The sequence below is a fragment of the Pseudomonas fluorescens NCIMB 11764 genome (assembly GCF_000293885.2).
Taxonomy (GTDB): Bacteria; Pseudomonadota; Gammaproteobacteria; order Pseudomonadales; family Pseudomonadaceae; genus Aquipseudomonas; species Aquipseudomonas fluorescens_B.
This window is the reverse complement of record NZ_CP010945.1, coordinates 6,581,007-6,604,911: the sequence shown is the minus strand read 5'-3', so window position 1 is coordinate 6,604,911 and position 23,905 is coordinate 6,581,007. Positions and strand designations below refer to the sequence as shown.

Annotated in this window: 26 protein-coding genes and 1 tRNA gene; 21 read left to right on the top strand and 6 right to left on the bottom strand. The window is 58.6% G+C overall.

Going from position 1 to position 23,905, the window contains the following annotated elements; translation table 11 throughout:
* The first annotated feature begins 218 nt into the window (after nucleotides 1–218).
* Nucleotides 219–644 carry an HIT domain-containing protein gene (locus tag B723_RS30070; RefSeq protein ID WP_017340477.1) on the top strand — a complete coding sequence of 142 codons (426 nt, stop codon included), beginning with the start codon at nucleotides 219–221 and terminating at the stop codon, nucleotides 642–644.
* Nucleotides 645–647: 3 nt separating this feature from the next.
* Nucleotides 648–854 (top strand): SlyX family protein, encoded by a 207-nt coding sequence (locus B723_RS30065; RefSeq protein ID WP_008029236.1) that lies wholly within the window; start codon nucleotides 648–650, stop codon nucleotides 852–854.
* An 87-nt stretch (nucleotides 855–941) separates the two neighbouring features.
* Here B723_RS30065 and B723_RS33960 read toward each other — a convergent pair whose 3' ends face one another.
* Nucleotides 942–1,544 (bottom strand): cold-shock protein, encoded by a 603-nt coding sequence (locus B723_RS33960; protein ID WP_017340476.1) that lies wholly within the window; start codon nucleotides 1,542–1,544, stop codon nucleotides 942–944.
* Between the two features lie 308 nt (nucleotides 1,545–1,852).
* Between B723_RS33960 and B723_RS30055 the strand changes: the two genes are divergently transcribed.
* The 19 genes from B723_RS30055 (at nucleotide 1,853) to nadA (ending at nucleotide 17,004) form a co-directional block, all read left to right on the top strand.
* The gene (locus B723_RS30055) at nucleotides 1,853–2,323 is read left to right on the top strand and encodes a Dps family protein (protein WP_017340475.1); all 471 of its coding nucleotides are present in this window, start codon (nucleotides 1,853–1,855) and stop codon (nucleotides 2,321–2,323) included.
* A 256-nt stretch (nucleotides 2,324–2,579) separates the two neighbouring features.
* Nucleotides 2,580–2,918 carry a ribbon-helix-helix domain-containing protein gene (locus tag B723_RS30050; protein WP_017340474.1) on the top strand — a complete coding sequence of 113 codons (339 nt, stop codon included), beginning with the start codon at nucleotides 2,580–2,582 and terminating at the stop codon, nucleotides 2,916–2,918.
* Nucleotides 2,919–3,055: 137 nt separating this feature from the next.
* Nucleotides 3,056–3,277 carry an FmdB family zinc ribbon protein gene (locus B723_RS30045; RefSeq protein ID WP_010457489.1) on the top strand — a complete coding sequence of 74 codons (222 nt, stop codon included), beginning with the start codon at nucleotides 3,056–3,058 and terminating at the stop codon, nucleotides 3,275–3,277.
* A gap of 100 nt (nucleotides 3,278–3,377) precedes the next feature.
* Entirely contained in the window at nucleotides 3,378–5,153 is a 1,776-nt protein-coding gene (gene aspS, locus B723_RS30040; protein ID WP_017340473.1) for an aspartate--tRNA ligase, read from the top strand.
* A gap of 120 nt (nucleotides 5,154–5,273) precedes the next feature.
* A complete protein-coding gene (locus B723_RS30035) occupies nucleotides 5,274–6,020 on the top strand; it encodes a YebC/PmpR family DNA-binding transcriptional regulator (RefSeq protein ID WP_017340472.1) in 747 nt (248 codons plus the stop codon).
* A gap of 157 nt (nucleotides 6,021–6,177) precedes the next feature.
* Complete coding sequence (gene ruvC, locus B723_RS30030) at nucleotides 6,178–6,702, top strand: crossover junction endodeoxyribonuclease RuvC (protein WP_017340471.1); 525 nt, start codon at nucleotides 6,178–6,180, stop codon at nucleotides 6,700–6,702.
* Between the two features lie 114 nt (nucleotides 6,703–6,816).
* On the top strand, nucleotides 6,817–7,434 hold the full coding sequence (ruvA, locus tag B723_RS30025; RefSeq protein ID WP_017340470.1) for a Holliday junction branch migration protein RuvA: 618 nt from the start codon (nucleotides 6,817–6,819) through the stop codon (nucleotides 7,432–7,434).
* Entirely contained in the window at nucleotides 7,435–8,496 is a 1,062-nt protein-coding gene (ruvB, locus tag B723_RS30020; protein ID WP_017340469.1) for a Holliday junction branch migration DNA helicase RuvB, read from the top strand.
* A gap of 127 nt (nucleotides 8,497–8,623) precedes the next feature.
* Nucleotides 8,624–9,091, top strand: a complete 468-nt coding sequence (gene ybgC / locus B723_RS30015) for a tol-pal system-associated acyl-CoA thioesterase (RefSeq protein WP_017340468.1) — start codon at nucleotides 8,624–8,626, stop codon at nucleotides 9,089–9,091.
* Nucleotides 9,081–9,776: a protein TolQ gene (gene tolQ, locus B723_RS30010; protein WP_017340467.1), complete on the top strand. Its 696-nt coding sequence runs from the start codon at nucleotides 9,081–9,083 to the stop codon at nucleotides 9,774–9,776. The genes ybgC and tolQ overlap by 11 nt, the downstream gene beginning before the upstream one ends.
* Nucleotides 9,777–9,799: 23 nt before the next feature.
* A complete protein-coding gene (gene tolR / locus B723_RS30005; protein WP_162491085.1) occupies nucleotides 9,800–10,252 on the top strand; it encodes a protein TolR in 453 nt (150 codons plus the stop codon).
* Nucleotides 10,252–11,331 carry a cell envelope integrity protein TolA gene (tolA, locus tag B723_RS30000; protein WP_017340465.1) on the top strand — a complete coding sequence of 360 codons (1,080 nt, stop codon included), beginning with the start codon at nucleotides 10,252–10,254 and terminating at the stop codon, nucleotides 11,329–11,331. Before tolR ends, tolA begins: the two co-directional genes overlap by 1 nt.
* Before the next feature lie 17 nt (nucleotides 11,332–11,348).
* Nucleotides 11,349–12,629, top strand: a complete 1,281-nt coding sequence (gene tolB, locus B723_RS29995; protein WP_191623732.1) for a Tol-Pal system beta propeller repeat protein TolB — start codon at nucleotides 11,349–11,351, stop codon at nucleotides 12,627–12,629.
* A 52-nt stretch (nucleotides 12,630–12,681) separates the two neighbouring features.
* Complete coding sequence (gene pal / locus B723_RS29990; protein WP_003178634.1) at nucleotides 12,682–13,179, top strand: peptidoglycan-associated lipoprotein Pal; 498 nt, start codon at nucleotides 12,682–12,684, stop codon at nucleotides 13,177–13,179.
* A 6-nt stretch (nucleotides 13,180–13,185) separates the two neighbouring features.
* Nucleotides 13,186–14,025, top strand: a complete 840-nt coding sequence (ybgF, locus tag B723_RS29985; RefSeq protein WP_017340463.1) for a tol-pal system protein YbgF — start codon at nucleotides 13,186–13,188, stop codon at nucleotides 14,023–14,025.
* Nucleotides 14,026–14,191: 166 nt separating this feature from the next.
* Nucleotides 14,192–14,839, top strand: coding sequence for a 7-carboxy-7-deazaguanine synthase QueE (gene queE, locus B723_RS29980; RefSeq protein ID WP_017340462.1), 648 nt, complete (start codon nucleotides 14,192–14,194; stop codon nucleotides 14,837–14,839).
* Between the two features lies 1 nt (nucleotide 14,840).
* Nucleotides 14,841–15,533: a 7-cyano-7-deazaguanine synthase QueC gene (gene queC, locus B723_RS29975; protein ID WP_017340461.1), complete on the top strand. Its 693-nt coding sequence runs from the start codon at nucleotides 14,841–14,843 to the stop codon at nucleotides 15,531–15,533.
* A 63-nt stretch (nucleotides 15,534–15,596) separates the two neighbouring features.
* A tRNA-Lys gene (locus B723_RS29970) sits at nucleotides 15,597–15,672 on the top strand.
* A gap of 273 nt (nucleotides 15,673–15,945) precedes the next feature.
* Nucleotides 15,946–17,004: a quinolinate synthase NadA gene (nadA, locus tag B723_RS29965; RefSeq protein WP_017340460.1), complete on the top strand. Its 1,059-nt coding sequence runs from the start codon at nucleotides 15,946–15,948 to the stop codon at nucleotides 17,002–17,004.
* Between the two features lie 95 nt (nucleotides 17,005–17,099).
* On the opposite strand, the gene B723_RS29960 is transcribed toward nadA, so the two are convergent.
* The 5 genes from B723_RS29960 to gcvP form a co-directional block, all read right to left on the bottom strand.
* Nucleotides 17,100–17,588, bottom strand: coding sequence for an RDD family protein (locus B723_RS29960; RefSeq protein WP_017340459.1), 489 nt, complete (start codon nucleotides 17,586–17,588; stop codon nucleotides 17,100–17,102).
* 96 nt (nucleotides 17,589–17,684) lie between these two features.
* Nucleotides 17,685–17,897: a cold-shock protein gene (locus tag B723_RS29955; protein WP_007977299.1), complete on the bottom strand. Its 213-nt coding sequence runs from the start codon at nucleotides 17,895–17,897 to the stop codon at nucleotides 17,685–17,687.
* Between the two features lie 404 nt (nucleotides 17,898–18,301).
* Nucleotides 18,302–19,426, bottom strand: a complete 1,125-nt coding sequence (gene gcvT, locus B723_RS29950; protein WP_017340458.1) for a glycine cleavage system aminomethyltransferase GcvT — start codon at nucleotides 19,424–19,426, stop codon at nucleotides 18,302–18,304.
* Nucleotides 19,427–19,468: 42 nt separating this feature from the next.
* On the bottom strand, nucleotides 19,469–20,845 hold the full coding sequence (locus B723_RS29945) for an L-serine ammonia-lyase (RefSeq protein WP_017340457.1): 1,377 nt from the start codon (nucleotides 20,843–20,845) through the stop codon (nucleotides 19,469–19,471).
* A 202-nt stretch (nucleotides 20,846–21,047) separates the two neighbouring features.
* Nucleotides 21,048–23,900: an aminomethyl-transferring glycine dehydrogenase gene (gene gcvP, locus B723_RS29940; RefSeq protein ID WP_017340456.1), complete on the bottom strand. Its 2,853-nt coding sequence runs from the start codon at nucleotides 23,898–23,900 to the stop codon at nucleotides 21,048–21,050.
* Nucleotides 23,901–23,905 lie beyond the last annotated feature (5 nt).

The following is a 23,905-nucleotide window of genomic DNA, read 5'->3' as shown; positions in this document are numbered from 1 at the left end:
ACTTGAGTGTTTTTTGCGTGGCTGACGGTTCTGTAATGGTGCGCTCGCGCAAAAAATGTCTCATGTCGGAGCGCTCTCGGCGTCGATGCCTGTGCTTCGACAGTCGTGCGTCGTGAAGCCAGCGACGTTCGCAGGTATGCTGCCTTCTTGTCGCTTGGTGCGCCATCTCACGGGATGGGCGCTAAGCTGAAAATGATGAGCTACCGGGAGTGCGCGCAGTGTTCGCTTTAGATCCACGACTTCAACAAGACACGTTACAGATCGGGGATTTCCCGCTCAGCCGGTTGCTGTTGTCCAATGATTCGAACTACCCGTGGTTCATCCTGGTGCCGCGTCGCGACGATATCAGCGAGATATTTCAGTTGGATGTCGCCGATCAGCGGCAGCTGTGGCAGGAAACGACCGCGCTGGCGGAAATGCTCAAGGACTCGTTCGACGCGGACAAGTTGAATGTTGCGGCCCTGGGTAACGTTGTCAGTCAGTTGCACATGCATGTGATTGTGCGCAAGCGCGAGGATGCTGCCTGGCCCGCGCCGGTGTGGGGCAAACACCCGGCCAAACCGTACACGGCGGAGCAGATCGCGGTCATTCGCGAGCGGCTGCGTCTTGTGTTGACTGAAGACTTCACGTTTCTGGAGGGTTGAATCATGAGCCTGGAAGAACGCGTTACCGATCTGGAGAGCCAGCTGGCGTTTCAGGATGACACCATCCAGGCATTGAGCGATGTGCTGGCGACGCAGCAGCGCGCCGTGGAACGCTTGCAACTGCAAATGGCCGCCCTGCTTAAGCGGCAGGAGGAAATGGCTGGCCAGTTCGAGACTTTTGAAGAAGAAGCGCCACCGCCGCATTACTAGCTTTTGTTTCAAGGCTTTTTCGTTTGAACAAAAGGCAATAAAAAACCGCGAACAGCCAGGCTGCTCGCGGTTTTTTTTAGCCTTGAGTCAGCGTCGCGGCAGCGCGGCGATCACGTCTTCGGCTTGCAGGCCCTTGTCACGATTCATGACGGAGAATTCCACGCGCTGGCCTTCGACCAGAACGCGATGGCCTTCGCCACGGATGGCCCGGAAATGCACGAAAATATCATCGCCGGAATCACGGGAAATGAAGCCGAAGCCCTTGGATGTGTTGAACCACTTGACGGTGCCGGTATCGCGGTTGCTCATGTCATAGCTTGGCGAGGCGGTGGCCGGTGAGGATTTGTAGAAGCTGATGGCCAGGTGCAGAAGAACGGCGATCAGGGCAGCCACCAGGCTGAACAGAACGGCAGGTTGACCGGCGATGACAGGCATCGGCGCGAGCAGCGTCAGGGTTTGCAGAACAACAGTCAGAACCAGCAGGGCACTGACCAGGTTTTGCAGTTGATGACGCGGACCTTTGTTCCAGTATGGGATGACAGGTGCGAGGGTGAGGTTGAGCAGGCCGAAAAAGGCCAGGTACAGCGCATCGGGTTGTTGCAGGTAAGGAACAGCCTCGGAACGCAGGCTAGGGATGAAGGACAGGAGCAGGGCTGCTGCGCCCATTAGCAGGTGGACGATTTTCAACATTTTGATTAACTCACGTTAAGACGGATCGCAAGGAAGAGCTGATGGGGCGCGGTTCGCTTCAGAACTATAGGAGGCGTTGGGCACGCACCCGGTATCAGCCTATGCGCAGCGCCCGAAAAAATAGGCACCTGCGACACACTGCCTATTTAACAGCAAAGCTTGCAGCTACTCAAATCAGGGAGTCCAGCGGTGCATCGGGGGCGATTTGTCGCAGGCCTGGAGGGCAATCCGGGCTGCGGTTGCGCGGCAGGCTTGCTAGAGTGGTCCTGCACCTGTCGGATGAAATTCATCACCTTTAGGGGAAAAACATGGCAATCGATATCGGTATCAGTGAAGAGGACCGCAAGTCCATCGTCGAAGGACTCTCGCGTCTGCTGTCGGACACTTATGTACTTTATTTGAAAACCCATAACTTTCACTGGAACGTCACCGGTCCCATGTTTCGGACTCTGCATCTGATGTTCGAGGAGCAATATAACGAGTTGGCCCTGGCGGTCGATTCGATTGCCGAACGAATTCGTGCGCTTGGCTTTCCTGCTCCGGGCGCCTATTCGATTTATGCGCGCCTGTCTTCCATCAAGGAAGAGGAGGGTGTGCCCACTGCGGAAGACATGATCAAGCAACTTGTCGAAGGGCAGGAAGCTGTCACGCGGACTGCGCGCGGGATCTTTCCCCTGCTCGACAAAGTCAGTGACGAGCCAACGGCGGACTTGCTGACCCAGCGCATGCAGGTTCACGAGAAAACCGCGTGGATGTTGCGTTCATTGCTGGACCAGTAACGCTGCCAGAGCGCGGATCACGCTGTTCCTGTGTTGTGCGCGCCCTGTCTTGGGGGGCAGTTAGTTGAGCGATCTTGCCCCCGATTGTGTAGGACTTTGTCCCGACTAGGACGGTCTCCATGATCTGCCTTCAGTTGTTGGCTTATCCTACGTCGATGGTCATAAAGTCATCTGGATATAACTTTGCGCCTGCGCTTTTATAAGACCCGCAACATGGCTCTTATCGAAACCAGGGATGGCAAAGGAGTGTCAACGGATGGTTTATGAAAGCAGGTTAAACGACGCAAGGGTGGGGCCGTTCAAGGAAGTAAGGATCGATCCGTTTATCAGTGAATTCGACATGGGCCTGGCTCGGCCATTATCCCGGTCGATACGTTTGAATGGCTTTGCCACCTGCTTGCGACTGGAGCAGGTGTATTGGGATATTTTGGGGGAAATGGCCAGGATCAATTGCTGCTCGGTCAGTGCCCTGCTGTCCCACGTGGATCGCGAAGTGCATTTGCGCCACGGTGGGGTAAAGAACTTCAGCGGGCTGGTGCGGGTTGTCTGCGTGGTGCACAGCCTCAAGGAAGGGAATTGCGTCGTCATGGCGTAACCCGTGGCAGCGCAATGCGTCGAGTGTCGGTCTGTGCAGTCTTACGGCTGCACAGGCTGCATTTAATGGATATAATCCCGCTCTTTGCCGCAAAACCCAGCGTGCGCGGTAGCAATCTGATCGCCGAGACAACCCCCATGCCGATGTACGACTATCAATGTGCTTCCTGTGGTCATCAGTTGGAAGCCATTCAAAAGATCAGCGCAGCACCGCTGGTCGACTGCCCTGCCTGCCAGGCGCCAGAGCTAAAGAAGATGCTGTCCATGCCGGGCTTCCGCCTCAGTGGCACCGGCTGGTACGAAACCGATTTCAAGACCGGTTCCAAGAAGAATCTGGCCGGCGGCGACAAAGCCGACTAGGGTCTGGAACCTGAGTTGAACGACACGTGCGAGCTCTTGCATCATCCTGAATGCAAGGCCTCCAACCGAATTTCGAATTACGAGAAGTGAAACCACTACCATGATGCGCAGCCATTATTGCGGCCAACTGAACGAAAGCCTGGAAGGCCAGGAAATTACCCTTTGCGGATGGGTTCACCGTCGCCGTGACCACGGTGGGGTGATTTTCCTCGATATCCGTGATCGTGACGGTCTGGCCCAGGTGGTGTTCGACCCGGACCGCGCCGAGAGCTTCGCCGCCGCCGATCGCGTGCGCAGCGAGTACGTCGTGAAGATCACCGGCAAGGTGCGCCTGCGTCCGGCCGGTGCCACGAACGCCAACATGGCCTCGGGCATGATCGAAGTCCTGGGTTACGAACTTGAAGTGCTGAACGAATCGGAAACCCCGCCGTTCCCACTGAACGAGTTCTCCGACGTCGGTGAAGAAACCCGCCTGCGTTATCGTTTCCTTGATCTGCGTCGTCCGGAAATGGCCGAGAAACTGCGTCTGCGTTCGCGCATGACCACCAGCATCCGCCGTTACCTGGACGAGAACGGCTTCCTCGACGTCGAGACGCCGATCCTGACCCGTGCCACGCCTGAGGGCGCACGTGACTACCTGGTGCCAAGCCGTACTCACGCCGGTTCGTTCTTCGCCCTGCCGCAATCGCCTCAGCTGTTCAAGCAATTGCTGATGGTCGCCGGCTTCGACCGTTACTACCAGATCGCCAAATGCTTCCGCGACGAAGACCTGCGTGCCGACCGTCAGCCTGAATTCACCCAGATCGACATCGAAACCAGCTTCCTCGATGAAAAAGACATCATGGGCCTCACCGAAGGCATGATCCGCACCCTGTTCAAGGAAGTGCTGGATCTGGAATTCGGCGAATTCCCGCACATGACCTTCGAAGAAGCCATGCGTCGTTACGGTTCCGACAAGCCGGACCTGCGTAACCCGCTGGAGCTGGTGGACGTTGCCGACCAGCTGAAAGAAGTCGACTTCAAAGTCTTCAGCGGTCCTGCCAACGATCCGAAATGCCGTGTTGCCGCCTTGCGCGTTCCAGGCGCGGCGAGCATGCCGCGCAAGCAGATCGACGACTACACCAAGTTCGTCGGCATCTACGGTGCCAAGGGCCTGGCGTACATCAAGGTCAACGAGCGCGCCAAGGGTGTCGAGGGTCTGCAATCGCCGATCGTCAAGAACATCCCTGAAGCCAACCTCAATGTGATCCTTGATCGCGTTGGCGCGGTTGATGGCGACATCGTGTTCTTCGGTGCCGACAAAGCCAAGATCGTCAGCGAGGCCCTGGGCGCGCTGCGGATCAAGCTCGGCCACGACCTGGAGCTGCTGACCTGCAAGTGGGCGCCAATGTGGGTCGTTGACTTCCCGATGTTCGAAGAGAACGACGACGGCAGCTTCAGCGCCTTGCACCACCCGTTCACCGCACCGAAGTGCACCCCGGAAGAACTGGAAGCCAGCCCGGCGACCGCTTTGTCCCGTGCCTACGACATGGTGCTCAACGGTACTGAGCTGGGTGGCGGTTCGATCCGTATCCATCGCAAGGAAATGCAACAGTCGGTGTTCCGTCTGCTGGGTATCAATGAAGCGGAACAGGAAGAGAAATTCGGCTTCCTGCTCGACGCCCTGAAATACGGCGCGCCGCCACACGGTGGCCTGGCGTTCGGCCTGGACCGTCTGGTGATGCTGATGACCGGCGCCCAGTCGATCCGTGAAGTGATTGCCTTCCCGAAAACCCAGAGTGCTGCGGACGTGATGACGCAAGCACCGGGCGTGGTGGATGCCAAGGCGCTGCGCGAGCTTCATATTCGTCTGCGCGAAACGCCAAAAGCTGAGTAAGGCTGACCGCAAAGGCGCATCCTTCCCGGATGCGCCTTTTCTTTAGGTCAGGATTTTTGTATTGCTGGCTGGCGCATCGTGCACAGCGGGCAACGTTTCAAAGAGAATTCGGAGCGAGTTATGGCGGGTCATTCCAAGTGGGCGAACATCAAGCACCGCAAAGAACGTCAGGATGCCAAGAAGGGCAAGATTTTCACCAAGTGGATTCGTGAGCTGACCGTTGCGGCCCGTCAGGGCGGCGGTGATCCGGGCTCCAATCCGCGTCTGCGCCTGGCCCTGGACAAGGCGCTGGGCGCAAACATGAGCCGCGACATCATCGATCGGGCGGTGGCCCGCGGTGCCGGCGCCGCCGATACCGACGACATGGTCGAACTGAGCTACGAAGGCTACGGCCCGGGTGGCGTGGCGGTGATGGTCGAGTGCATGACCGACAACCGTAACCGCACCGCAGCAGCTGTTCGCCACGCGTTCAGCAAGTGCGGCGGCAACCTGGGGACCGACGGATCCGTGGCCTATCTGTTCGAGCGCAAGGGGCAGATTTCCTTCGCGCCGGGCGTTGATGAGGATGCCTTGATCGAAGCGGCCATGGACGCGGACGCCGATGACGTGGTGACTAACGAAGACGGTTCCATCGACGTGTTCACCTCGTTCGCCGGGTTCTACTCCGTGCGCAACGCGCTGGAAGCGGCGGGTTTCAAAGGTGATGATGCGGAAATCGTCATGTTGCCGACCACCAGCGCCGAACTGGACCTGGAAGGCGCCGAGAAAGTCCTCAAGCTGATCGACATGCTTGAAGACCTGGATGATGTGCAGAACGTCTATTCCAATGCCGACATCCCCGAATCGGTGGCTGCGCAGCTCGGTTAAGGGCGACTAAGATCCAATGTGGGAGCGAGCCTGCTCGCGAATGCGGATATTCAGGCAGTATCGTTGCTGAATATAAAACCGCTTTCGCGAGCAGGCTCGCTCCCACACTTGTTATTCGTGTATTGGATATCGTGCTTTTACCTAACCCGCAGGCGTTATGACTTTAATTCTTGGTATCGACCCCGGTTCGCGCATCACCGGTTACGGCGTGGTACGCGATACCGGGCGTGGCTGCGTGTACGTCGCGTCGGGTTGCATTCGCACCGGCTCGGGCGAGCTGCATGAGCGTTTGCAAATCGTCTATCGCGGCGTTCGAGAAGTCATCCAGACCTACGGCCCGGTGACCATGGGCATCGAAAAGGTGTTCATGGCGCGTAACGCCGACTCTGCGTTGAAACTCGGCCAGGCGCGCGGTGCGGCAATCGTTGCCGGCGCCGAAGAAAACCTCGAAATCGCCGAATACACCGCGACCCAGGTCAAGCAAGCCGTGACCGGGACCGGCGCGGCCAATAAAGAGCAGGTGCAGATGATGGTCATGCACATGCTGAAACTGATCAGCAAGCCGCAAATCGATGCTTCGGACGCCCTGGCGATTGCCATATGCCATGCTCATACCCGTTCCAGCCTTCTGCCACATGGCTTGGGCACGGCACGCAGTCGTGGCGGGCGCCTGCGTCTCTGATAGCATCAGCAGTCATTTTTACGGAATGAGGGTTTTGCGCCTGTGTTGTCGGCGCAAAACCCTTGTTCTGTCAGTCGCCAGCACCGGTCTGGCCAACGCTCAAGGATCTGAAACGTGATTGGACGCTTGCGCGGCACACTGGCTGAGAAACAGCCGCCGCACCTGATTCTGGATGTAAACGGTCTGGGGTATGAGCTTGAAGTGCCCATGACTACGCTGTATCGCTTGCCGTCGGTCGGTGAACCGCTGACGCTGCACACCCATTTGGTCGTACGCGAAGACGCGCAGTTACTCTATGGTTTCGCCAGCAAGCGTGAGCGAGACTTTTTTCGTGAGTTGATCCGTCTCAATGGTGTGGGGCCGAAACTGGCGCTGGCCTTGATGTCGAGCCTGGAAGTCGACGAACTGGTACGTTGCGTGCAATCCCAGGACACCTCGGCGCTGACCAAGGTGCCGGGCGTGGGCAAGAAGACGGCCGAGCGTCTGCTGGTGGAACTCAAGGATCGCTTCAAAGCCTGGGAAACCGTACCGGCGATGTTCGCGTTGGTGCCCAATCAGCCGGGCGGGCCAGATGCGCCGCATCCGGTTGCTACCGCCGAAAATGACGCGGTCAGCGCGCTGATCTCCCTGGGCTACAAGCCGCAGGAAGCCAGCAAGGCGATTTCCGCGATCAAGGAGAAAGGTTTGAGCAGTGAAGACATGATTCGTCGTGCCCTTAAGGGAATGATCTAAGTGATTGAAGCTGATCGTCTGATAGCCGCCACGCCTGGCCCTCGCGACCGTGAGGAAGTCCAGGACCGGGCGATTCGTCCTGTCAGTCTGGCCGAATACATTGGTCAGCCGACCGTTCGCGAGCAAATGGAGCTGTTCATCCAGGCTGCCCGTGGACGTAATGAGTCCCTCGACCACACGCTGATCTTCGGCCCGCCAGGCCTGGGTAAAACTACCCTGGCCAACATCATCGCCCAGGAAATGGGTGTGTCGATCAAAAGCACCTCGGGCCCGGTCCTTGAGCGTCCCGGTGACCTGGCCGCACTGCTGACCAACCTTGAGCCTCACGACGTGCTGTTCATCGACGAAATCCATCGGCTGTCGCCGATTGTCGAAGAAGTGCTGTACCCGGCCATGGAGGATTTCCAGCTCGACATCATGATTGGCGAAGGGCCGGCTGCGCGTTCGATCAAACTGGATTTGCCGCCGTTTACGCTGGTAGGGGCGACGACTCGCGCCGGCATGCTGACCAACCCGCTGCGTGACCGCTTCGGGATCGTCCAGCGCCTCGAGTTTTACAGCACGGCTGATCTGGCGACGATTGTCAGTCGTTCGGCGAACATCCTCGGCTTGCCGCTGGACCCGGAAGGCGCCTTCGAAATCGCCCGTCGTGCCCGTGGAACGCCGCGGATTGCCAACCGTTTGTTGCGTCGGGTGCGCGATTTCGCTGAAGTTCGCGCCCAGGGCCACATCACCAAACCGATTGCCGATCTGGCCTTGAATCTGCTGGATGTCGATGAGCGTGGCTTCGACCACCAGGACCGACGTCTGCTGCTGACCATGATCGAGAAGTTCGACGGTGGGCCGGTCGGCGTCGACAGCCTGGCTGCTGCGATCAGCGAAGAACGTCACACCATCGAAGACGTGCTGGAACCGTACCTGATCCAGCAGGGCTACATCATGCGCACACCGCGGGGGCGGGTGGTCACCCGGCATGCCTATCTGCATTTCGGTTTAAATATTCCGTCACGATTGGGCGAGATGCCCGTGGTAGACGAGTTCCTTGATGCCGTGGACGATTAATTAACATTTGCGGGCAGAATTTTCGGGCATTGTGCTGTCCTAGGACCGTACTTTCGCGAGAAAGCCGTGAATCAATGAAAAACAGTTGCCTGGCCGGATTGGCAACCTGAGGAGTAAGCACTAGAGTATGCGCGCGCAAAACGGGCTTGAGCCTTTCGCACTTCGTTGTCGCGTTTATTACGAGGACACCGATGCGGGCGGCATCGTGTATTACGTTAATTACCTCAAGTTTATGGAACGGGCTCGAACCGAGCGGCTCCGGGAGCTGGGCTTTGCCCAATCCCAGCTGGCAGGAGAGGACCTGTTGTTTGTCGTGCATTCCAGCGAAGCGCGTTATCACGCGCCGGCGCGACTGGACGACGAACTCCTGGTAAGCGCTGAAGTAATCGAATTGAACCGTGTCAGCCTGCGCTTCAAGCAGCAGGTCAGGCGAGCCACGGATAATGTGCTGCTCTGCGAAGGGCAGTTTCTGGTGGCCTGTGTGCGCACTGAAAGTTTAAAACCCCGGGCCATTCCCGAAGCTCTACGTGCGGCCTTTGCCGACGTGAGCGGCGCGGGTACTCACTCAAAGCAGGAGATAAAGCGTGGAAGCTAACGTCGTCGACCATTCCTCCATGTGGAGCCTGGTCAGCAATGCCAGTATCGTGGTGCAACTGGTAATGCTGATCCTGGTAGCCGCATCGGTGACCTCATGGATCATGATCTTTCAGCGCAGCAACTTGCTGCGCGCGGGTCGACGTGCCCTGGAGAGCTTTGAAGAGCGCTTCTGGTCGGGCATCGACCTGTCCAAGCTCTACCGTCAGGCCGGCAGCAACCCTGATCCGGATTCGGGCGTTGAGCAGATCTTCCGTGCCGGCTTCAAGGAATTCTCCCGTCTGCGCCAGCAGCCAGGCGTTGACCCGGAAGCGGTCATGGAAGGCGTGGCCCGTGCCATGCGCGTAGCCATTTCCCGCGAAGAAGAAAAGCTCGAGCAGAGCCTGCCGTTCCTTGCCACCGTCGGTTCCGTCAGCCCGTACATCGGTCTGTTCGGTACGGTCTGGGGCATCATGAACTCCTTCCGTGGTCTGGCGACTGCCCAGCAAGCGACCCTGGCCACCGTGGCTCCAGGTATTGCCGAGGCGCTGATTGCCACCGCGATCGGTCTGTTCGCAGCCATCCCGGCCGTTATCGCTTACAACCGTTTTGCCGCTCGCAGCGAAACGCTGATCAGCCGTTACTACACCTTCGCCGATGAATTCCAGGCGATCCTGCACCGCAAAGTGCACACCAGCGAAGAATAAGCAGGTAATTTCCAATGGCTTTAATCGCTCGAGCTCGCAAAAAGCGCAAGCCGGTCGCCGAGATGAACGTGGTGCCTTACATCGACGTGATGCTGGTACTGCTGGTCATCTTCATGGTGACCGCGCCGATGCTCAATCAGGGCGTGAAAGTTGATCTGCCCAAGGTTTCCAGCGAAGCCTTGCCGCAGGACAACAACACCCAGGTCCTGACCATTTCGATCAAGGCTGACAAGACCTACTACTGGAACCTTGGCAGCGAAGTCGACACGCAAAAGCAGCAGGACAAGGCAATGACCTTGCCGCAAATGACTGACGCTGTGACCAAGATCATTCGCGCCGGTACTGAAGGCGGCAAGCGTACCCAAGTGTTCATCCGCGGCGACAAGACCGTTGATTACGGTTCCGTCATGGGGGCGATGGGCGGGTTGCAGAAAGCCGGAGTCGGTAACGTTGGCCTGATTACCGAGGCGCCCTGATGCAGCAACAGCGAGAGCCAACAGCCTCGGAAAGCTACTTCTGGCCTAGTGTCTGGGCGATTGTCTTACACGTGCTGGTTTTCGGCATGCTGTTCGTCAGTTTCGCCTTCACACCGGAGCTCCCGCCGGCCAAGCCGATTGTCCAGGCAACCCTGTACCAGCTGAAGTCGAAAAGTCAGGCGACCACCCAGACCAATCAGAAGATTGCGGGTGAGGCGAAGAAATCCGCCGCGCGCCAGACCGAAGTCGAACAGATGGAGCAGAAGTTGATCGAGCAGGAAGCGATCAAAGCCGCGGAACAAAAGAAGGAAGACGCGGCTCAAAAAGCCGAAGAATCCAAGAAAGCCGACGAGACCAAGAAAGCGGAAGAGGCTAAAAAGGCTGACGAAGCCAAAAAAGCCGATGAAGCGAAGAAGACCGCGGAAGCCAAAAAGGCCGAAGAGAAACAATTGGCTGATATAGCTAAGAAGAAGTCTGAAGAAGAAGCCAAGAAAGCGGCTGAAGAAGAGGCCAAGAAAGCGGCCGCGGAAGAAGCCAAGAAGAAGATTGTCGAAGACGCGAAGAAGAAAGCCGCGGAAGACGCCAAGAAGAAATCTGAAGCTGAAGAGGCGAAAAAGAAAGTCGCCGAAGACGCGAAGAAGAAAGCTGCTGCCGATGCTGCGAAGAAGAAATCGCAGGAAGCGGCACGTAAATCCGCCGAAGAGAAAAAGGCTCAGGCCCTGGCAGATTTGCTTTCCGACACGCCGCAGCGCCAGCAGGCCTTGGCGGATGAGCAGGGTGACGAAGTCGCCGGCAGTTTCGATGATTTGATTCGTGCTCGTGCAGCGGAAGGCTGGGCTCGTCCTCCTTCGGCACGCAAAGGCATGACGGTCGTTCTGCAAATCGGCATGTTGCCGGACGGTACGGTGACTTCGGTCACTGTGTCCAAGTCCAGTGGTGATGGTCCGTTTGACGCTTCGGCTGTAGCGGCGGTGAAGAATATTGGACGTTTGACAGAAATGCAGGGAATGAAGCCGGGCGATTTCGCCCCGTATCGTTCATTCAAGATGACATTCACACCTGAGGATCTAGCCTTGTGAGAAACCTTCTTCGAGGAATGCTTGTCGTGATCTGCTGCATGGCAGGGATAGCGGCGGCAGATGAAAAAAACATTCTGGTCACGAGCGGCAGCGATCGGGCAACTCCGATCGCCGTTGTACCGTTCGGCAACCAGGGCGGCAGCGTGCTGCCGGACGACATGGCCGAAATCATCGGTAACGACCTGCGCAACTCGGGTTACTACTCGCCGATTCCAAAGCAGAACATGATCAGCCAGCCGAGCCAGGCCAGCGAAATCATCTACCGTGACTTCAAGGCGCTGGGCGCCCAGTACGTCATGGTCGGCAGCATTGCTCCAGCGGGCGGTCGCCTGCAGGTTCAATATGCTCTGTTCAACGTCGCCACCGAACAGCAAGTGCTGACCGGCAGCGTGTCGGGCAGCGTTGATCAACTGCGCGACATGTCGCACTACATTGCGGACCAGTCGTTCGAAAAACTCACCGGTATCAAAGGTGCGTTCTCGACTCGTCTGCTGTACGTGACTGCGGAGCGTTTCTCCGAGAAGAACACGCGCTACACGCTGCAACGTTCGGATTATGACGGTGCCCGCGCCGTGACCCTGCTGCAGTCGCGCGAGCCGATCCTGTCGCCGCGTTTCGCACCGGATGGCAAGCGCATCGCTTATGTGTCGTTCGAGCAGAAGCGTCCACGTATTTTCATGCAGAACATCGACACCGGTCGCCGTGAGCAGATCACCAACTTCGAAGGCCTGAATGGCGCACCAGCCTGGTCGCCGGATGGCAATCGCCTGGCGTTCGTGCTGTCGAAAGACGGTAACCCGGACATCTATGTGATGAACCTGGGTTCGCGTCAGATCACTCGCGTCACCAACGGTCCCGGCATCAACACCGAACCGTTCTGGGGCAAGGATGGTTCGACCCTGTACTTCACGTCAGACCGTGGCGGCAAGCCACAGATCTACAAGTCCAGCGTTAGCGGCGGCGGTGCGGAGCGTGTGACCTTTATCGGTAACTACAACGCCAACCCGAAGCTTTCGGCTGATGAAAAGACCCTGGTGATGATCCATCGCCAGGATGGTTTCACTAATTTCAAGGTGGCGGCCCAGGATTTGCAGCGCGGAAGCGTAAAAATCCTCACTGATAGCACTCTGGACGAGTCGCCTACTGTTGCGCCCAACGGCACCATGGTAATCTACGCCACCCGCCAGCAGGGCCGGGGAGTCTTGATGCTCGTGTCCATTAATGGACGCGTAAGGCTCCCGCTTCCTACCGCACAAGGCGAAGTCAGAGAACCTTCCTGGTCCCCTTACCTGAACTGACGCGGCGCTATACGTTTTACTTAACACACTGGGGTTCATTAGGAGTTTCACGATGGAAATGCTGAAGTTTGGTAAATTTGCTGCGCTGGCTCTGGCCATGGCTGTAGCTGTAGGTTGCTCGTCCAAAGGCGGCGACAACGCCGGTGAAGGCGCTGTTGATCCAAACGCTGGTTACGGCGCTAACACTGGTGCCGTTGATGGCTCCCTGAGCGAAGAAGCTGCTCTGCGCGCAATCACCACCTTCTACTTCGAATACGACAGCTCGGACCTGAAGCCAGAAGCCATGCGCGCTCTGGACGTTCACGCCAAAGACCTGAAAGCAAACGGCGCTCGCGTTGTTCTGGAAGGCAACACCGACGAACGTGGTACTCGTGAGTACAACATGGCACTGGGCGAGCGTCGTGCGAAAGCCGTTCAACGCTACCTGGTACTGCAAGGTGTTTCCCCAGCTCAGCTGGAACTGGTTTCCTACGGCGAAGAGCGTCCAGTTGCTACCGGCAACGACGAGCAGTCCTGGGCTCAAAACCGTCGCGTCGAACTGCGTAAGTAATTCGTCATGCGAACGTGCCGTCGTGCTGTAACTGTTTTGGCTCTCAGCCTCGCACCGCTTGCGGTGTGGGCTGCGGTTCCTGTGGTCGAGGACAACTCCGGCTATAACAATAGCGGGAGCAGTTATCCGCCTGCGGGTTACGGTACGAACGGCGCCTATGCCGGGGGAGGGGTTTCGGCCCCTGTCTCGGCACAGGGCGAGCTGTTCAACCAACTGCAATCGATGCAGGAGCAGATCTCGCGCCAACAAGGCATCATCGAAGTTCTGCAAAATGATGTAGCGCGCATGAAGCAGGAAAACCTGGAGCGATATCAGGATCTTGATCGGCGCATAGGAACCGGCGTTGCACCAGCCGCGACTCCTGAGAATTCTTCCTCCGGTGGCAATTTGAACGCCCCCGGTGCTGCAGCGGGTGCAGGTGCAGGGGCGGCTGCCGCTCAAGCGCCTGCCGCGGGTAGCGAACCGGCGGATCCGGCGAAGGAAAAACTGTATTACGATGCAGCCTTCGACCTGATCAAGGCCAAGGATTTCGACAAGGCCAGCCAGGCTTTTGCCGCTTTCCTGCGCAAATACCCGAACAGCCAGTACGCGGGTAACGCCCAGTACTGGTTGGGCGAAGTGAACCTGGCCAAAGGCGATCTGCAAGGTGCAGGTCAAGCCTTTGCCAAGGTGTCGCAGTTGTACCCCAAGCACAACAAAGTGCCTGACTCGCTGTACAAGCTGGCTGATGTAGAGCGCCGCCTCGGTCATCCCGACAAGGTCAAAGGCATTCTGCAGCAGGTGGTGTCCCAATATCCGGGCACTTCCGCCGCTCAGCTGGCCCAACGCGATCTGCAACGCATGTAAGCCCGCTTGACCCATTTCGAAGAAACCCGCGCTTGTCGCGGGTTTTTTCGTTAGAATTCACGCCCTTTTTATGAAACACGCTTTTTGGGATCTGCGCATTGGCGGGGTTCCTTGAAGTGCCTGACGGAGGCGGACAGCCTGTTTAGCTGTTACGCCCGTGGCGACTATGCAAGACACATTGAGAATCACCGAAGTTTTCTACTCGTTGCAGGGTGAAACGCGGACTGCCGGGCTGCCCACTGTTTTTGTGCGCCTGACCGGTTGCCCATTGCGTTGCCAATACTGCGACAGCGCCTATGCGTTCTCTGGCGGCACTGTCCGCACGCTCGACGATATCCTCGAGCAAGTGGCCGGGTTCCGCCCGCGTTATGTGTGTGTCACCGGCGGCGAGCCGCTGGCGCAACCTAACGCCATCCCATTGCTCCAGCAGTTGTGCGACGCCGGTTACGAAGTGTCACTGGAAACCAGTGGTGCGCTGGATATCTCGGCGGTAGATTCACGGGTCAGTCGTGTTGTCGACCTGAAAACCCCGGGTTCGAAGGAAGCGCATCGCAACCTTTACGAGAACATCGAGCTGCTCACGCCCAACGATCAGGTGAAATTTGTCATCTGTTCGCGGGAAGACTACGACTGGGCCGTATCGAAGCTGATTCAGTACGGTCTGGACCGGCGTGTCGGCGAAGTGCTGTTCTCGCCAAGCCACCACGACCTGAATGCTCGGGACCTGGCGGATTGGGTGGTGGCGGACAACCTGCCAGTGCGCCTGCAATTGCAGCTGCATAAATATCTTTGGAATGACGAGCCGGGGCGCTGATATGACTGAACAATTGAACACCACTGAAAAACGTGCGGTCATTTTGCTGTCCGGCGGCCTGGATTCGGCCACTGTTGTGGCCATGGCCCGGGCCGAAGGCTACAGCTGCTACACCATGAGTTTCGACTACGGTCAGCGGTCGCATGCCGAATTGCACGCCGCCGAGCGTGTTGCCCGGGATTTGGGTGTGGTCGAACACAAGGTGATCGGCCTGAATCTGAACGGTATGGGCGGCTCGGCACTCACCGACAGAAGCATCGACATCCCCGAGGAGTTGGGGGAGGGCATACCCGTCACTTATGTACCGGCGCGCAACACGGTGTTCCTGTCGCTGGCGTTGGGTTGGGCTGAAGTGCTCGGTGCGCGTGACATCTTTATCGGTGTCAACGCCGTCGATTATTCCGGCTACCCAGACTGCCGTCCGGAATTCATCGAGTCCTTCGAGCGCATGGCCAATCTGGCGACCAAGGCCGGTGTAGAGGGCAATGGTTTCCGTATCCAGGCGCCACTGCAAAACCTCAGTAAGGCGCAGATCGTCCAGGCGGGCGTTAAGCTGGGCGTCAATTACGGGCTGACTGTTTCCTGCTATCAAGCCGACGATAATGGCCGTGCATGCGGTAAATGCGACAGCTGCAGGCTGCGTGCTGAAGGCTTCGCAGCGGCCGGAATCAGCGATCCAACACCTTATTTTTGATTTATTTCAAATTAGGTGTTGAATAGTCCTTAAAAATCAGTATTATACGCGCCACCACACAGCGGGTCGTTAGCTCAGTTGGTAGAGCAGTTGGCTTTTAACCAATTGGTCGTAGGTTCGAATCCCACACGACCCACCATTTTTATAGCAGTTTTAAAAGTCTGGAAGGCCCACGCAAGTGAGGATTTCCGGATTTTTTTTTGCCCGCGATTTAAGGTCGACGCCGTTCGGGCTGCACTGCGTGACACAGGTCAGAATCATCTTTTGCATCCACTGGATATTCTGTAGCCTTGCGCAGCTTCAACGCTATCCGTGCCTGATGATTACCCACTCTCCCGGCGGTACCCCTGAAGGGGCCGGAGCCGGGTGTATACTCGACTTTCGCGCGTAAGCGCTTGCAGGTCTTGCGAACATGACGCAGATTTCCGAACGCCTTCTGGTTCAAGCCCACCTCGACGCCAAGCAGCCCAAGCCGCTGACAGCCGAGGAAGAGGCCTATTACCGTGCTGCCATTGCCGCCGAGCTCAAGGCTCAGGACGCGGTGCTGGTTGCCCACTTTTATTGTGATCCGGTTATTCAAGCCCTGGCTGAAGAAACCGGTGGCTGTGTCTCCGACTCGCTGGAAATGGCCCGCTTCGGCAATGCTCACCCGGCCAAGACCGTGGTGGTCGCCGGCGTGAAGTTCATGGGCGAAACCGCGAAAATCCTCAACCCCGAAAAACGGGTGCTGATGCCGACCCTGGAAGCGACCTGTTCGCTCGACCTGGGTTGCCCGGTAGACGAGTTTTCGGCGTTCTGCGATCAGCACCCGGAACGTACCGTCGTGGTGTATGCCAATACCTCGGCAGCAGTCAAAGCCCGGGCGGACTGGGTGGTGACGTCTAGCTGTGCGCTGGAAATCGTCGAAAGCCTGATGGACAACGGCGAAACGATTATCTGGGGGCCGGACAAACACCTCGGCACCTACATCCAGCGCAAGACTGGCGCGGACATGTTGCTATGGGACGGTGCCTGCATCGTTCACGAAGAGTTCAAGTCCAAGCAGCTTGAAGACATGAAGGCCCTGTATCCGGACGCGGCGATTCTGGTGCATCCGGAATCGCCGACCTCGGTGATCGAATTGGCGGATGCCGTCGGTTCCACCAGTCAGCTGATTGCTGCGGCACAAAGCCTGCCGAACAAGACGCTGATCGTCGCCACCGACCGTGGCATCTTCTACAAGATGCAGCAGTTGTGCCCGGACAAGGTCTTCATCGAGGCGCCAACGGCGGGTAACGGCGCGGCGTGCCGCAGTTGCGCACATTGCCCGTGGATGGCGATGAATACGCTTGAGCGCGTGCTGAAGAGCTTGAAAGAAGGGACGAACGAGATCTTTGTTGATCCGGCGTTGATTCCTCAGGCAATTCGGCCGTTGAAGCGGATGCTCGACTTCACGCAAGCAGCGCGGATGAAGCTGGCCGGTAACGCTTAAAGGCAAGATCAAAAGATCGCAGCCTTCGGCAGCTCCTACAGGTGAACAAAAAACCGTGTAGGAGCTGCCGCAGGCTGCGATCTTTTTTGTGGCCGTTATTTGGTTTTCTTCGGGATGCGCACCAGTTGGGTGTTGGAGTACATGTCATGCCAGCTGCGTTTCTGTTTATCAAACAGTGACCAGATGAACCCCAGCCCAACGCATAGCAGCGACGCGATCGACACCACGAACCGCAGCAGTGCCTGCCACAGGCTGATGGATGAGCCGTCGGCGTTCTGTACGCGGATGCACCACACTTGCATGCCCAGGGTCTGGCCGGACCAGGTCCAGAACTTGGCGAAGAAGCCGAACAGCACGAACAACAGCACCGTCGACAACAACGGATCGCCGTCCAGCGCGCCGGCTTCGGTCAGGGTGCGCATTTTGTCTTCGCCGATGATCGCCATCTGGATCATCTTGTAAACGCCGCTGGTGACGATCAGCAGGGCGGTGCACAGCAGGAAGTCATAGAACATCGCTGCCAGGCGACGACCCAGGGTTGCGGCGGGAAAGTCGCCCTGAGGGTTGAGCAAGTGTTTCGACATGGCAGGGCTCTCGACGAAAAAAGAAGCCATTTTACGGATTTACGCGCACAAAAAAGCCCCTGATGTCAGCATCAGGGGCTTTTTCGTAACAGAAGGTTAGGCTTCTGCTTGTACTTCGTCAGCCTGCATGCCTTTTTGGCCTTGCACGGCGATGAAGGTCACTTTCTGGCCTTCTTTCAGGCTCTTGAAGCCGTTGCCCTGAATAGCGCGGAAATGCACGAACAGATCCGGACCGCTTTCTGGAGTGATAAAACCAAAACCTTTCTCGTCGTTAAACCACTTGACGGTACCGCTCTGACGTTGGGACATTTCTTATTTCCTTTGACGCAAAAATTAATGACAGTCTCCTTCTCATGAAAGAGTACTGGTGCTGGTTGCAGGAGAGTAAGAAGACGTCGAACGGGATGTAGCTAACTTGTAGGCTACTGCCCAGGTCACGATTCCAAGCGACCCATGCAAACACAGTGAACAAACTCTACGCCAACTACGGGAGAAAAAACAAGCCCTGTGAAAGGCCCGGTTTTGCTCGCGTTGGTGGCCTTCGAGCGCCAACTAGCGCTGGCTTATGCGAAGGAGGTGTTCAATTGTTTTCGATCGTTATAAGCAAAGTTCATAAACGAAGCTTAGAGCTAAAGGAATGCACTGTTTTATGGCGGTTGCGTTACACATTAGTGCACTGTTAACGCAACCTCGTTACTTATAGAAACAGTCAATCAGCCACGATAGTAGCGTTGTGGAACAAATGGCATTTTGCTTACAAGCAGAGGCACCTTTTTCCCACGAACGATCGCGAACACAGGTGTATCGATGGCGATGTAGGCGCTGTCGAGGTAACCCATGGCCAAGGGGCCGCCCAAGGTCGGACCGAACCCGCCACTGCACACGGTGCCGATGATCTCGCCCGCGTCATTGACGATCTCTGCACCCTCGCGCACGGGCGTACGTTCCTGAGGCAGCAGGCCTACGCGCTTGCGGCTGACACCGGCTTGTTGCTGGGTAAACACGGTTTCAGCGCCAGGGAAGCCGCCAGCCCGTGCGCCATCGGCACGACGAGGCTTGGAGATGGCCCACAACAGGCTGGCTTCGATTGGGCTGGTCTCGGTGTTCATGTCGTGGCCATAGAGGCACAGGCCCGCTTCCAGGCGCAGTGAATCACGGGCGCCGAGGCCGATGGCCGCGACTTCCGGTTCGGCCAGCAGAGCGCGAGCCAGGGCTTCGGCGTTGGCGGCCGGCACCGAGATTTCGAAACCGTCTTCACCGGTGTAGCCGGAGCGGCTGACAAAGCAGTCCACACCCAGCAATTTCACACGGGTGAACTGCATGAAGGTCATATTCGCCACTTCAGGCGCCAGGCGTGCGAGCACGGTGACTGCTGCCGGACCTTGCAACGCCAGTAAGGCGCGCTCTTCGAACAGCGGCTCGATGGTGCACTGATCACCGATGTGCTGACGCAGATGCGCCAGGTCCTGATCCTTGCAGGCGGCGTTGACCACCAGGAACAGTTCGTCGTTTCCGAGGTTGGCGACCATCAGGTCGTCGAGGATGCCGCCGGTTTCGTTGGTGAACATGGCGTAACGCTGCATGCCCACCGGCAGGTCGATAATGTCCACTGGCACCAGGGTTTCCAGAGCCTTGGCGGCATTGGCGCCGGTCAGGCGGATCTGACCCATGTGGGAGACATCGAACAGCCCGGCCTGATCACGGGTGTGCTGGTGCTCTCTCATCACGCCCAGCGGGTATTGCACCGGCATGTCGTAGCCGGCAAACGGCACCATGCGGGCGCCGAGTTCGATGTGCAGTGCGTGCAACGGGGTTTTCAACAGTTGTTCGGTGGACATATCCAGCTCCTGAAAATGTGTGCAGATGCGAATGAGCGCGCATCAGCACTCGATAATGTTGACCGCCAAACCGCCACGGGCGGTTTCCTTGTATTTGCTTTTCATGTCGGCGCCGGTCTGGCGCATGGTGCGGATGACTTTGTCGAGGGAGACGAAATGTTGACCGTCGCCGCGCAGGGCCATGCGCACCGCATTGATCGCCTTCACCGAACCCATGGCATTGCGCTCGATGCAAGGCACTTGTACCAGCCCGCCAATTGGATCGCAGGTCAGGCCGAGGTTGTGTTCCATGCCGATTTCGGCGGCGTTTTCCACTTGTTGCACGGTGCCACCAAGCACTTCGCACAAGGCGCCGGCGGCCATCGAACAGGCCACGCCGACTTCACCCTGACAGCCGACTTCGGCGCCGGAGATCGAGGCGTTCTCTTTGTAGAGAATGCCGATGGCCGCGGCCGTCAGCAGAAAACGGACGACGCCATCTTCGTTGGCGCCGGGGATGAAGCGCATGTAGTAATGCAAAACCGCCGGGACGATACCCGCTGCGCCGTTGGTGGGCGCGGTGACCACGCGCCCGCCGTTGGCGTTTTCTTCGTTGACCGCCAGGGCGTAGAGGTTGACCCAGTCCAGCACCGACAGTGGATCGCGCAACGACGATTCCGGGTTCTTGCACAGTTGCCGATGCAGTGCTGCCGCTCGACGTTTAACCTTCAAACCGCCGGGCAGGATGCCTTCGTTCCTGCAACCGGCGTCGACGCAATCCTGCATCACTTGCCAGATTTTCAGCAGGCCGGCGCGGGTTTCCGCTTCCGGACGCCAGGCGCTTTCGTTGGTCAGCATCACCTGGCTGATCGACAAGCCATAGGTAGTGCAATGACCGAGCAGGTCCTTGGCGCTTTTGAACGGGAAGGTCAGCGGCGTGGCGTCTTCGACGATGCGGTCGGCGCCGGCGGCGTCTTCATCGACCACGAAACCGCCGCCAACCGAGTAGTACTCGCGGCTGCGGATCTGCAGGCCCGCTGTGTCGAAGGCGCGAAAGATCATGCCGTTGGGGTGATAGGGCAATGGTTTACGGATCATCGCCAGGTGTTCTTTCTCGTTGAACGCAATGCTGTGTTCGCCGAGCAGGTTCAAGCGACCGTTGCCGCGAATCTCTTGCAGACGGGCGGCGACGGTCTCGGTGTTCACGGTGTCCGGGTGTTCACCTTCCAGGCCCAGCAACACAGCCTTGTCGCTTCCGTGTCCTTTGCCGGTAGCGCCGAGCGAGCCGTAGAGCTCGACTTTGACGCAGGTGGTGGCGGTCAGCAGCCCTTCACGGCGCAGACCTTCGGCGAAACGCGCAGCGGCGCGCATCGGGCCGACGGTGTGGGAGCTGGAGGGGCCGATGCCAATCTTGAACAGGTCGAACACGCTTAACGACATGGTTGTTCTCCGGTTTCTTGTTATAGGAATTCACGGAATTTCAGGCTAGGCACGATTCTGTGGGAGCTGGCCTGCCAGCGATGACGGAGTGTCAGACAGCGAAAATGTCGACTGACCCACCGCTATCGCTGGCAGGCCAGCTCCCACAGAGTCTTGCAGTGTTCTCGAAGGTGAGGGCGAGCGAACCCGCCCCCTCATTCGTTTAAGCGTAGCTTTCGATCGACGGGCAAGCGCAAACCAGGTTGCGATCGCCGAAGACGTTGTCGACGCGACCGACCGGCGGCCAGTACTTGCCTTCGATCAGCGATGCGACCGGATACACCGCTTGCTCGCGGCTGTACGGGTGCGTCCACTCGCCAACGATTTCCGCCGCGGTGTGCGGAGCGTTTTTCAGCGGGTTGTCATCCTTGTCCAGCGTGCCGTTTTCCACTGCGCGGATTTCTTCGCGGATGCGGATCATGGCGTCGCAGAAGCGGTCCAGTTCTTCCTTGGATTCGCTTTCGGTCGGCTCGATCATCAGTGTGCCAGCCACCGGGAACGACATGGTCGGGGCGTGGAAGCCGAAGTCGATCAGACGCTTGGCGACGTCATCGACGCTGATGCCGCTGCTGTCTTTCAACGGACGCAGGTCGAGGATGCATTCGTGCGCTACCAAGCCGTTGCTGCCGGTGTACAGCACTGGGTAGTGCTCTTCGAGGCGACGGGAAATGTAGTTGGCATTCAGGATCGCCAGTTGCGAAGCGCGCTTGAGACCCGCGCCGCCCATCATCCGAATGTACATCCAGGTGATCGGCAAAATGCTCGCGCTGCCGAACGGTGCCGCGCAAACCGCGCCTTCCTTGCGCTCCATCTGGGCGTGGCCCGGCAGGAACGGCGTCAGGTGCGACTTGACGCCGATCGGGCCAACGCCTGGCCCGCCACCGCCGTGAGGGATGCAGAAGGTTTTGTGCAGGTTCAGGTGGGACACGTCGCCGCCGAACTTGCCCGGTGCGCAGAGGCCGACCATCGCGTTCATGTTGGCGCCGTCGATGTACACCTGGCCGCCGTTGTCATGAATGATGCCGCAGATTTCGCGGATGCCTTCTTCGAACACGCCGTGGGTCGACGGGTAGGTGATCATCAGCGCGGCGAGGTGTTCGCGGTGCTCGATGGCCTTGGCGCGCAGGTCTTCGATGTCGACGTTGCCGCGGGCATCGCACGCGGTCACGACCACACGCATGCCAGCCATGTTGGCGGTGGCCGGGTTGGTGCCGTGGGCGGACGACGGGATCAGGCAGATGTCGCGGCGGTCTTCGCCACGGCTCTGGTGATAGGCGCGAATCGCCAGCAGACCGGCGTACTCACCTTGCGAACCGGCGTTCGGTTGAAGGGAGATCGAGTCGTAACCGGTGGCGGCACAGAGCATCGCTTCCAGTTCATCGGTCAGTTGCTGGTAACCGGCACTTTGCTCGGCCGGGGCGAACGGGTGCAGGGCACCGAACTCAGCCCAGGTCACCGGGATCATTTCGCTGGCGGCGTTGAGTTTCATGGTGCACGAACCCAGCGGGATCATGGTGCGATCCAGGGCCAGGTCCTTGTCGGCGAGCTTGCGCAGGTAGCGCATCAGCTCGGTTTCCGAGTGATAACGGTTGAACACCGGGTGGCTGAGGATTGGCGATTGGCGAACCAGAGCGGCCGGGAGGGTGCTGACCACTGCAGCGGCGAGGGCGGCGAAGTCCGGCAGTGCCTTGCCGTCGGCGAACAAGGCCCACAACGTTTCGACGTCAGCTTGCGAAGTGGTCTCGTCGAGGGACAGGCCCAGACGCTCGCCATCGACTACGCGCAGGTTGATCTGCTGCGCACGTGCCTTGTCGTGCAGTTTGGCGGTGTTGGCGCCGGTGTTCAGGGTCAGGGTGTCGAAGAAGCTGGCTTGTTCGACGGTCAGGCCCAGTGCGCTCAAGCCTTTGGCAAGGATCGCGGTCAGGTGATGAATGCGGTTGGCAATCTGCGTCAGGCCTTTCGGGCCGTGATACACGGCGTACATGCTGGCGATGTTGGCCAGCAGGACCTGGGCGGTGCAGATGTTCGAGGTGGCCTTCTCGCGGCGGATATGTTGCTCGCGGGTCTGCATCGCCAGACGCAGGGCCGGCTTACCGAAACGGTCCACGGAGACACCGACCAGACGGCCCGGCATGTCGCGCTTGAATGCATCCTTGGTGGAGAAGTAAGCGGCGTGCGGGCCACCGAAGCCCAGCGGAACGCCGAAGCGTTGTGCGCTGCCGATGGCCACGTCAGCGCCGAACTCGCCCGGTGGGGTCAACACGGTCAGGGCCAGCAGGTCAGCAGCCACCGCTACCAGAGCATTGGCGGCGTGGAAGCGTTCGGTCAGTTCACGGTAATCAAACACGTCACCGTTGCTCGCCGGGTATTGCAGCAGCGCGCCGAAGAACGGCGTTACGTCTGTCAGTTCAAGCTCGTCGCCGACGACGACGTCGATGCCCAGCGGCTCGGCACGGGTGCGCAGCACGTCGAGGGTTTGCGGGTGGCAATGAACCGATGCGAAGAACGCGTGGCTGCCTTTGTTCTTGCTCAGGCGTTTGCAGAAGGTCATGGCTTCGGCAGCGGCGGTGGCTTCATCCAGCAGCGAGGCGTTGGCGATCGGCAGGCCGGTCAGGTCGCTGATCAGGGTCTGGAAGTTCAGCAGCGCTTCGAGACGGCCCTGGGAGATTTCTGGCTGGTACGGGGTGTACGCGGTGTACCAGGCCGGGTTTTCCAGCAGGTTGCGCAGGATCGGCGACGGCGTGTGCGTGCCGTAGTAGCCCTGGCCGATGTAAGTCTTGAACAGTTGGTTTTTGGCGGCGATGCCTTTGATCAACGCCAGGGCGTCGGCTTCGCTCAGGCCGTCGTCCATGCCGAGGACGCTGGTGCCTTTGATGCTTTCCGGAATGACGCTGGCGCTCAGGGCTTCCAGCGAATCGAAGCCGAGGCTGTTGAGCATGGCTTGCTCATCGCCGGAACGCGGGCCGATGTGGCGCGCGATGAATTCGTTAGCGGTCGTAAGGTTTACTTGAGTCATGTCAG

Coding starts and splice junctions, on each gene's coding strand:
- B723_RS30065 (WP_008029236.1), top strand. CDS start 648: ATGAGCCTGGAAGAACGCGTTACCGATCTGGAGAGCCAGCTGGCGTTT.
- B723_RS33960 (WP_017340476.1), bottom strand. CDS start 1,544: ATGTTGAAAATCGTCCACCTGCTAATGGGCGCAGCAGCCCTGCTCCTG.
- B723_RS30055 (WP_017340475.1), top strand. CDS start 1,853: ATGGCAATCGATATCGGTATCAGTGAAGAGGACCGCAAGTCCATCGTC.
- B723_RS30050 (WP_017340474.1), top strand. CDS start 2,580: ATGGTTTATGAAAGCAGGTTAAACGACGCAAGGGTGGGGCCGTTCAAG.
- B723_RS30045 (WP_010457489.1), top strand. CDS start 3,056: ATGCCGATGTACGACTATCAATGTGCTTCCTGTGGTCATCAGTTGGAA.
- aspS (WP_017340473.1), top strand. CDS start 3,378: ATGATGCGCAGCCATTATTGCGGCCAACTGAACGAAAGCCTGGAAGGC.
- B723_RS30035 (WP_017340472.1), top strand. CDS start 5,274: ATGGCGGGTCATTCCAAGTGGGCGAACATCAAGCACCGCAAAGAACGT.
- ruvC (WP_017340471.1), top strand. CDS start 6,178: ATGACTTTAATTCTTGGTATCGACCCCGGTTCGCGCATCACCGGTTAC.
- ybgC (WP_017340468.1), top strand. CDS start 8,624: ATGCGCGCGCAAAACGGGCTTGAGCCTTTCGCACTTCGTTGTCGCGTT.
- tolA (WP_017340465.1), top strand. CDS start 10,252: ATGCAGCAACAGCGAGAGCCAACAGCCTCGGAAAGCTACTTCTGGCCT.
- tolB (WP_191623732.1), top strand. CDS start 11,349: ATGCTTGTCGTGATCTGCTGCATGGCAGGGATAGCGGCGGCAGATGAA.
- pal (WP_003178634.1), top strand. CDS start 12,682: ATGGAAATGCTGAAGTTTGGTAAATTTGCTGCGCTGGCTCTGGCCATG.
- ybgF (WP_017340463.1), top strand. CDS start 13,186: ATGCGAACGTGCCGTCGTGCTGTAACTGTTTTGGCTCTCAGCCTCGCA.
- queE (WP_017340462.1), top strand. CDS start 14,192: ATGCAAGACACATTGAGAATCACCGAAGTTTTCTACTCGTTGCAGGGT.
- queC (WP_017340461.1), top strand. CDS start 14,841: ATGACTGAACAATTGAACACCACTGAAAAACGTGCGGTCATTTTGCTG.
- nadA (WP_017340460.1), top strand. CDS start 15,946: ATGACGCAGATTTCCGAACGCCTTCTGGTTCAAGCCCACCTCGACGCC.
- B723_RS29960 (WP_017340459.1), bottom strand. CDS start 17,588: ATGTCGAAACACTTGCTCAACCCTCAGGGCGACTTTCCCGCCGCAACC.
- B723_RS29955 (WP_007977299.1), bottom strand. CDS start 17,897: ATGTCCCAACGTCAGAGCGGTACCGTCAAGTGGTTTAACGACGAGAAA.
- gcvT (WP_017340458.1), bottom strand. CDS start 19,426: ATGTCCACCGAACAACTGTTGAAAACCCCGTTGCACGCACTGCACATC.
- B723_RS29945 (WP_017340457.1), bottom strand. CDS start 20,845: ATGTCGTTAAGCGTGTTCGACCTGTTCAAGATTGGCATCGGCCCCTCC.
- gcvP (WP_017340456.1), bottom strand. CDS start 23,900: ATGACTCAAGTAAACCTTACGACCGCTAACGAATTCATCGCGCGCCAC.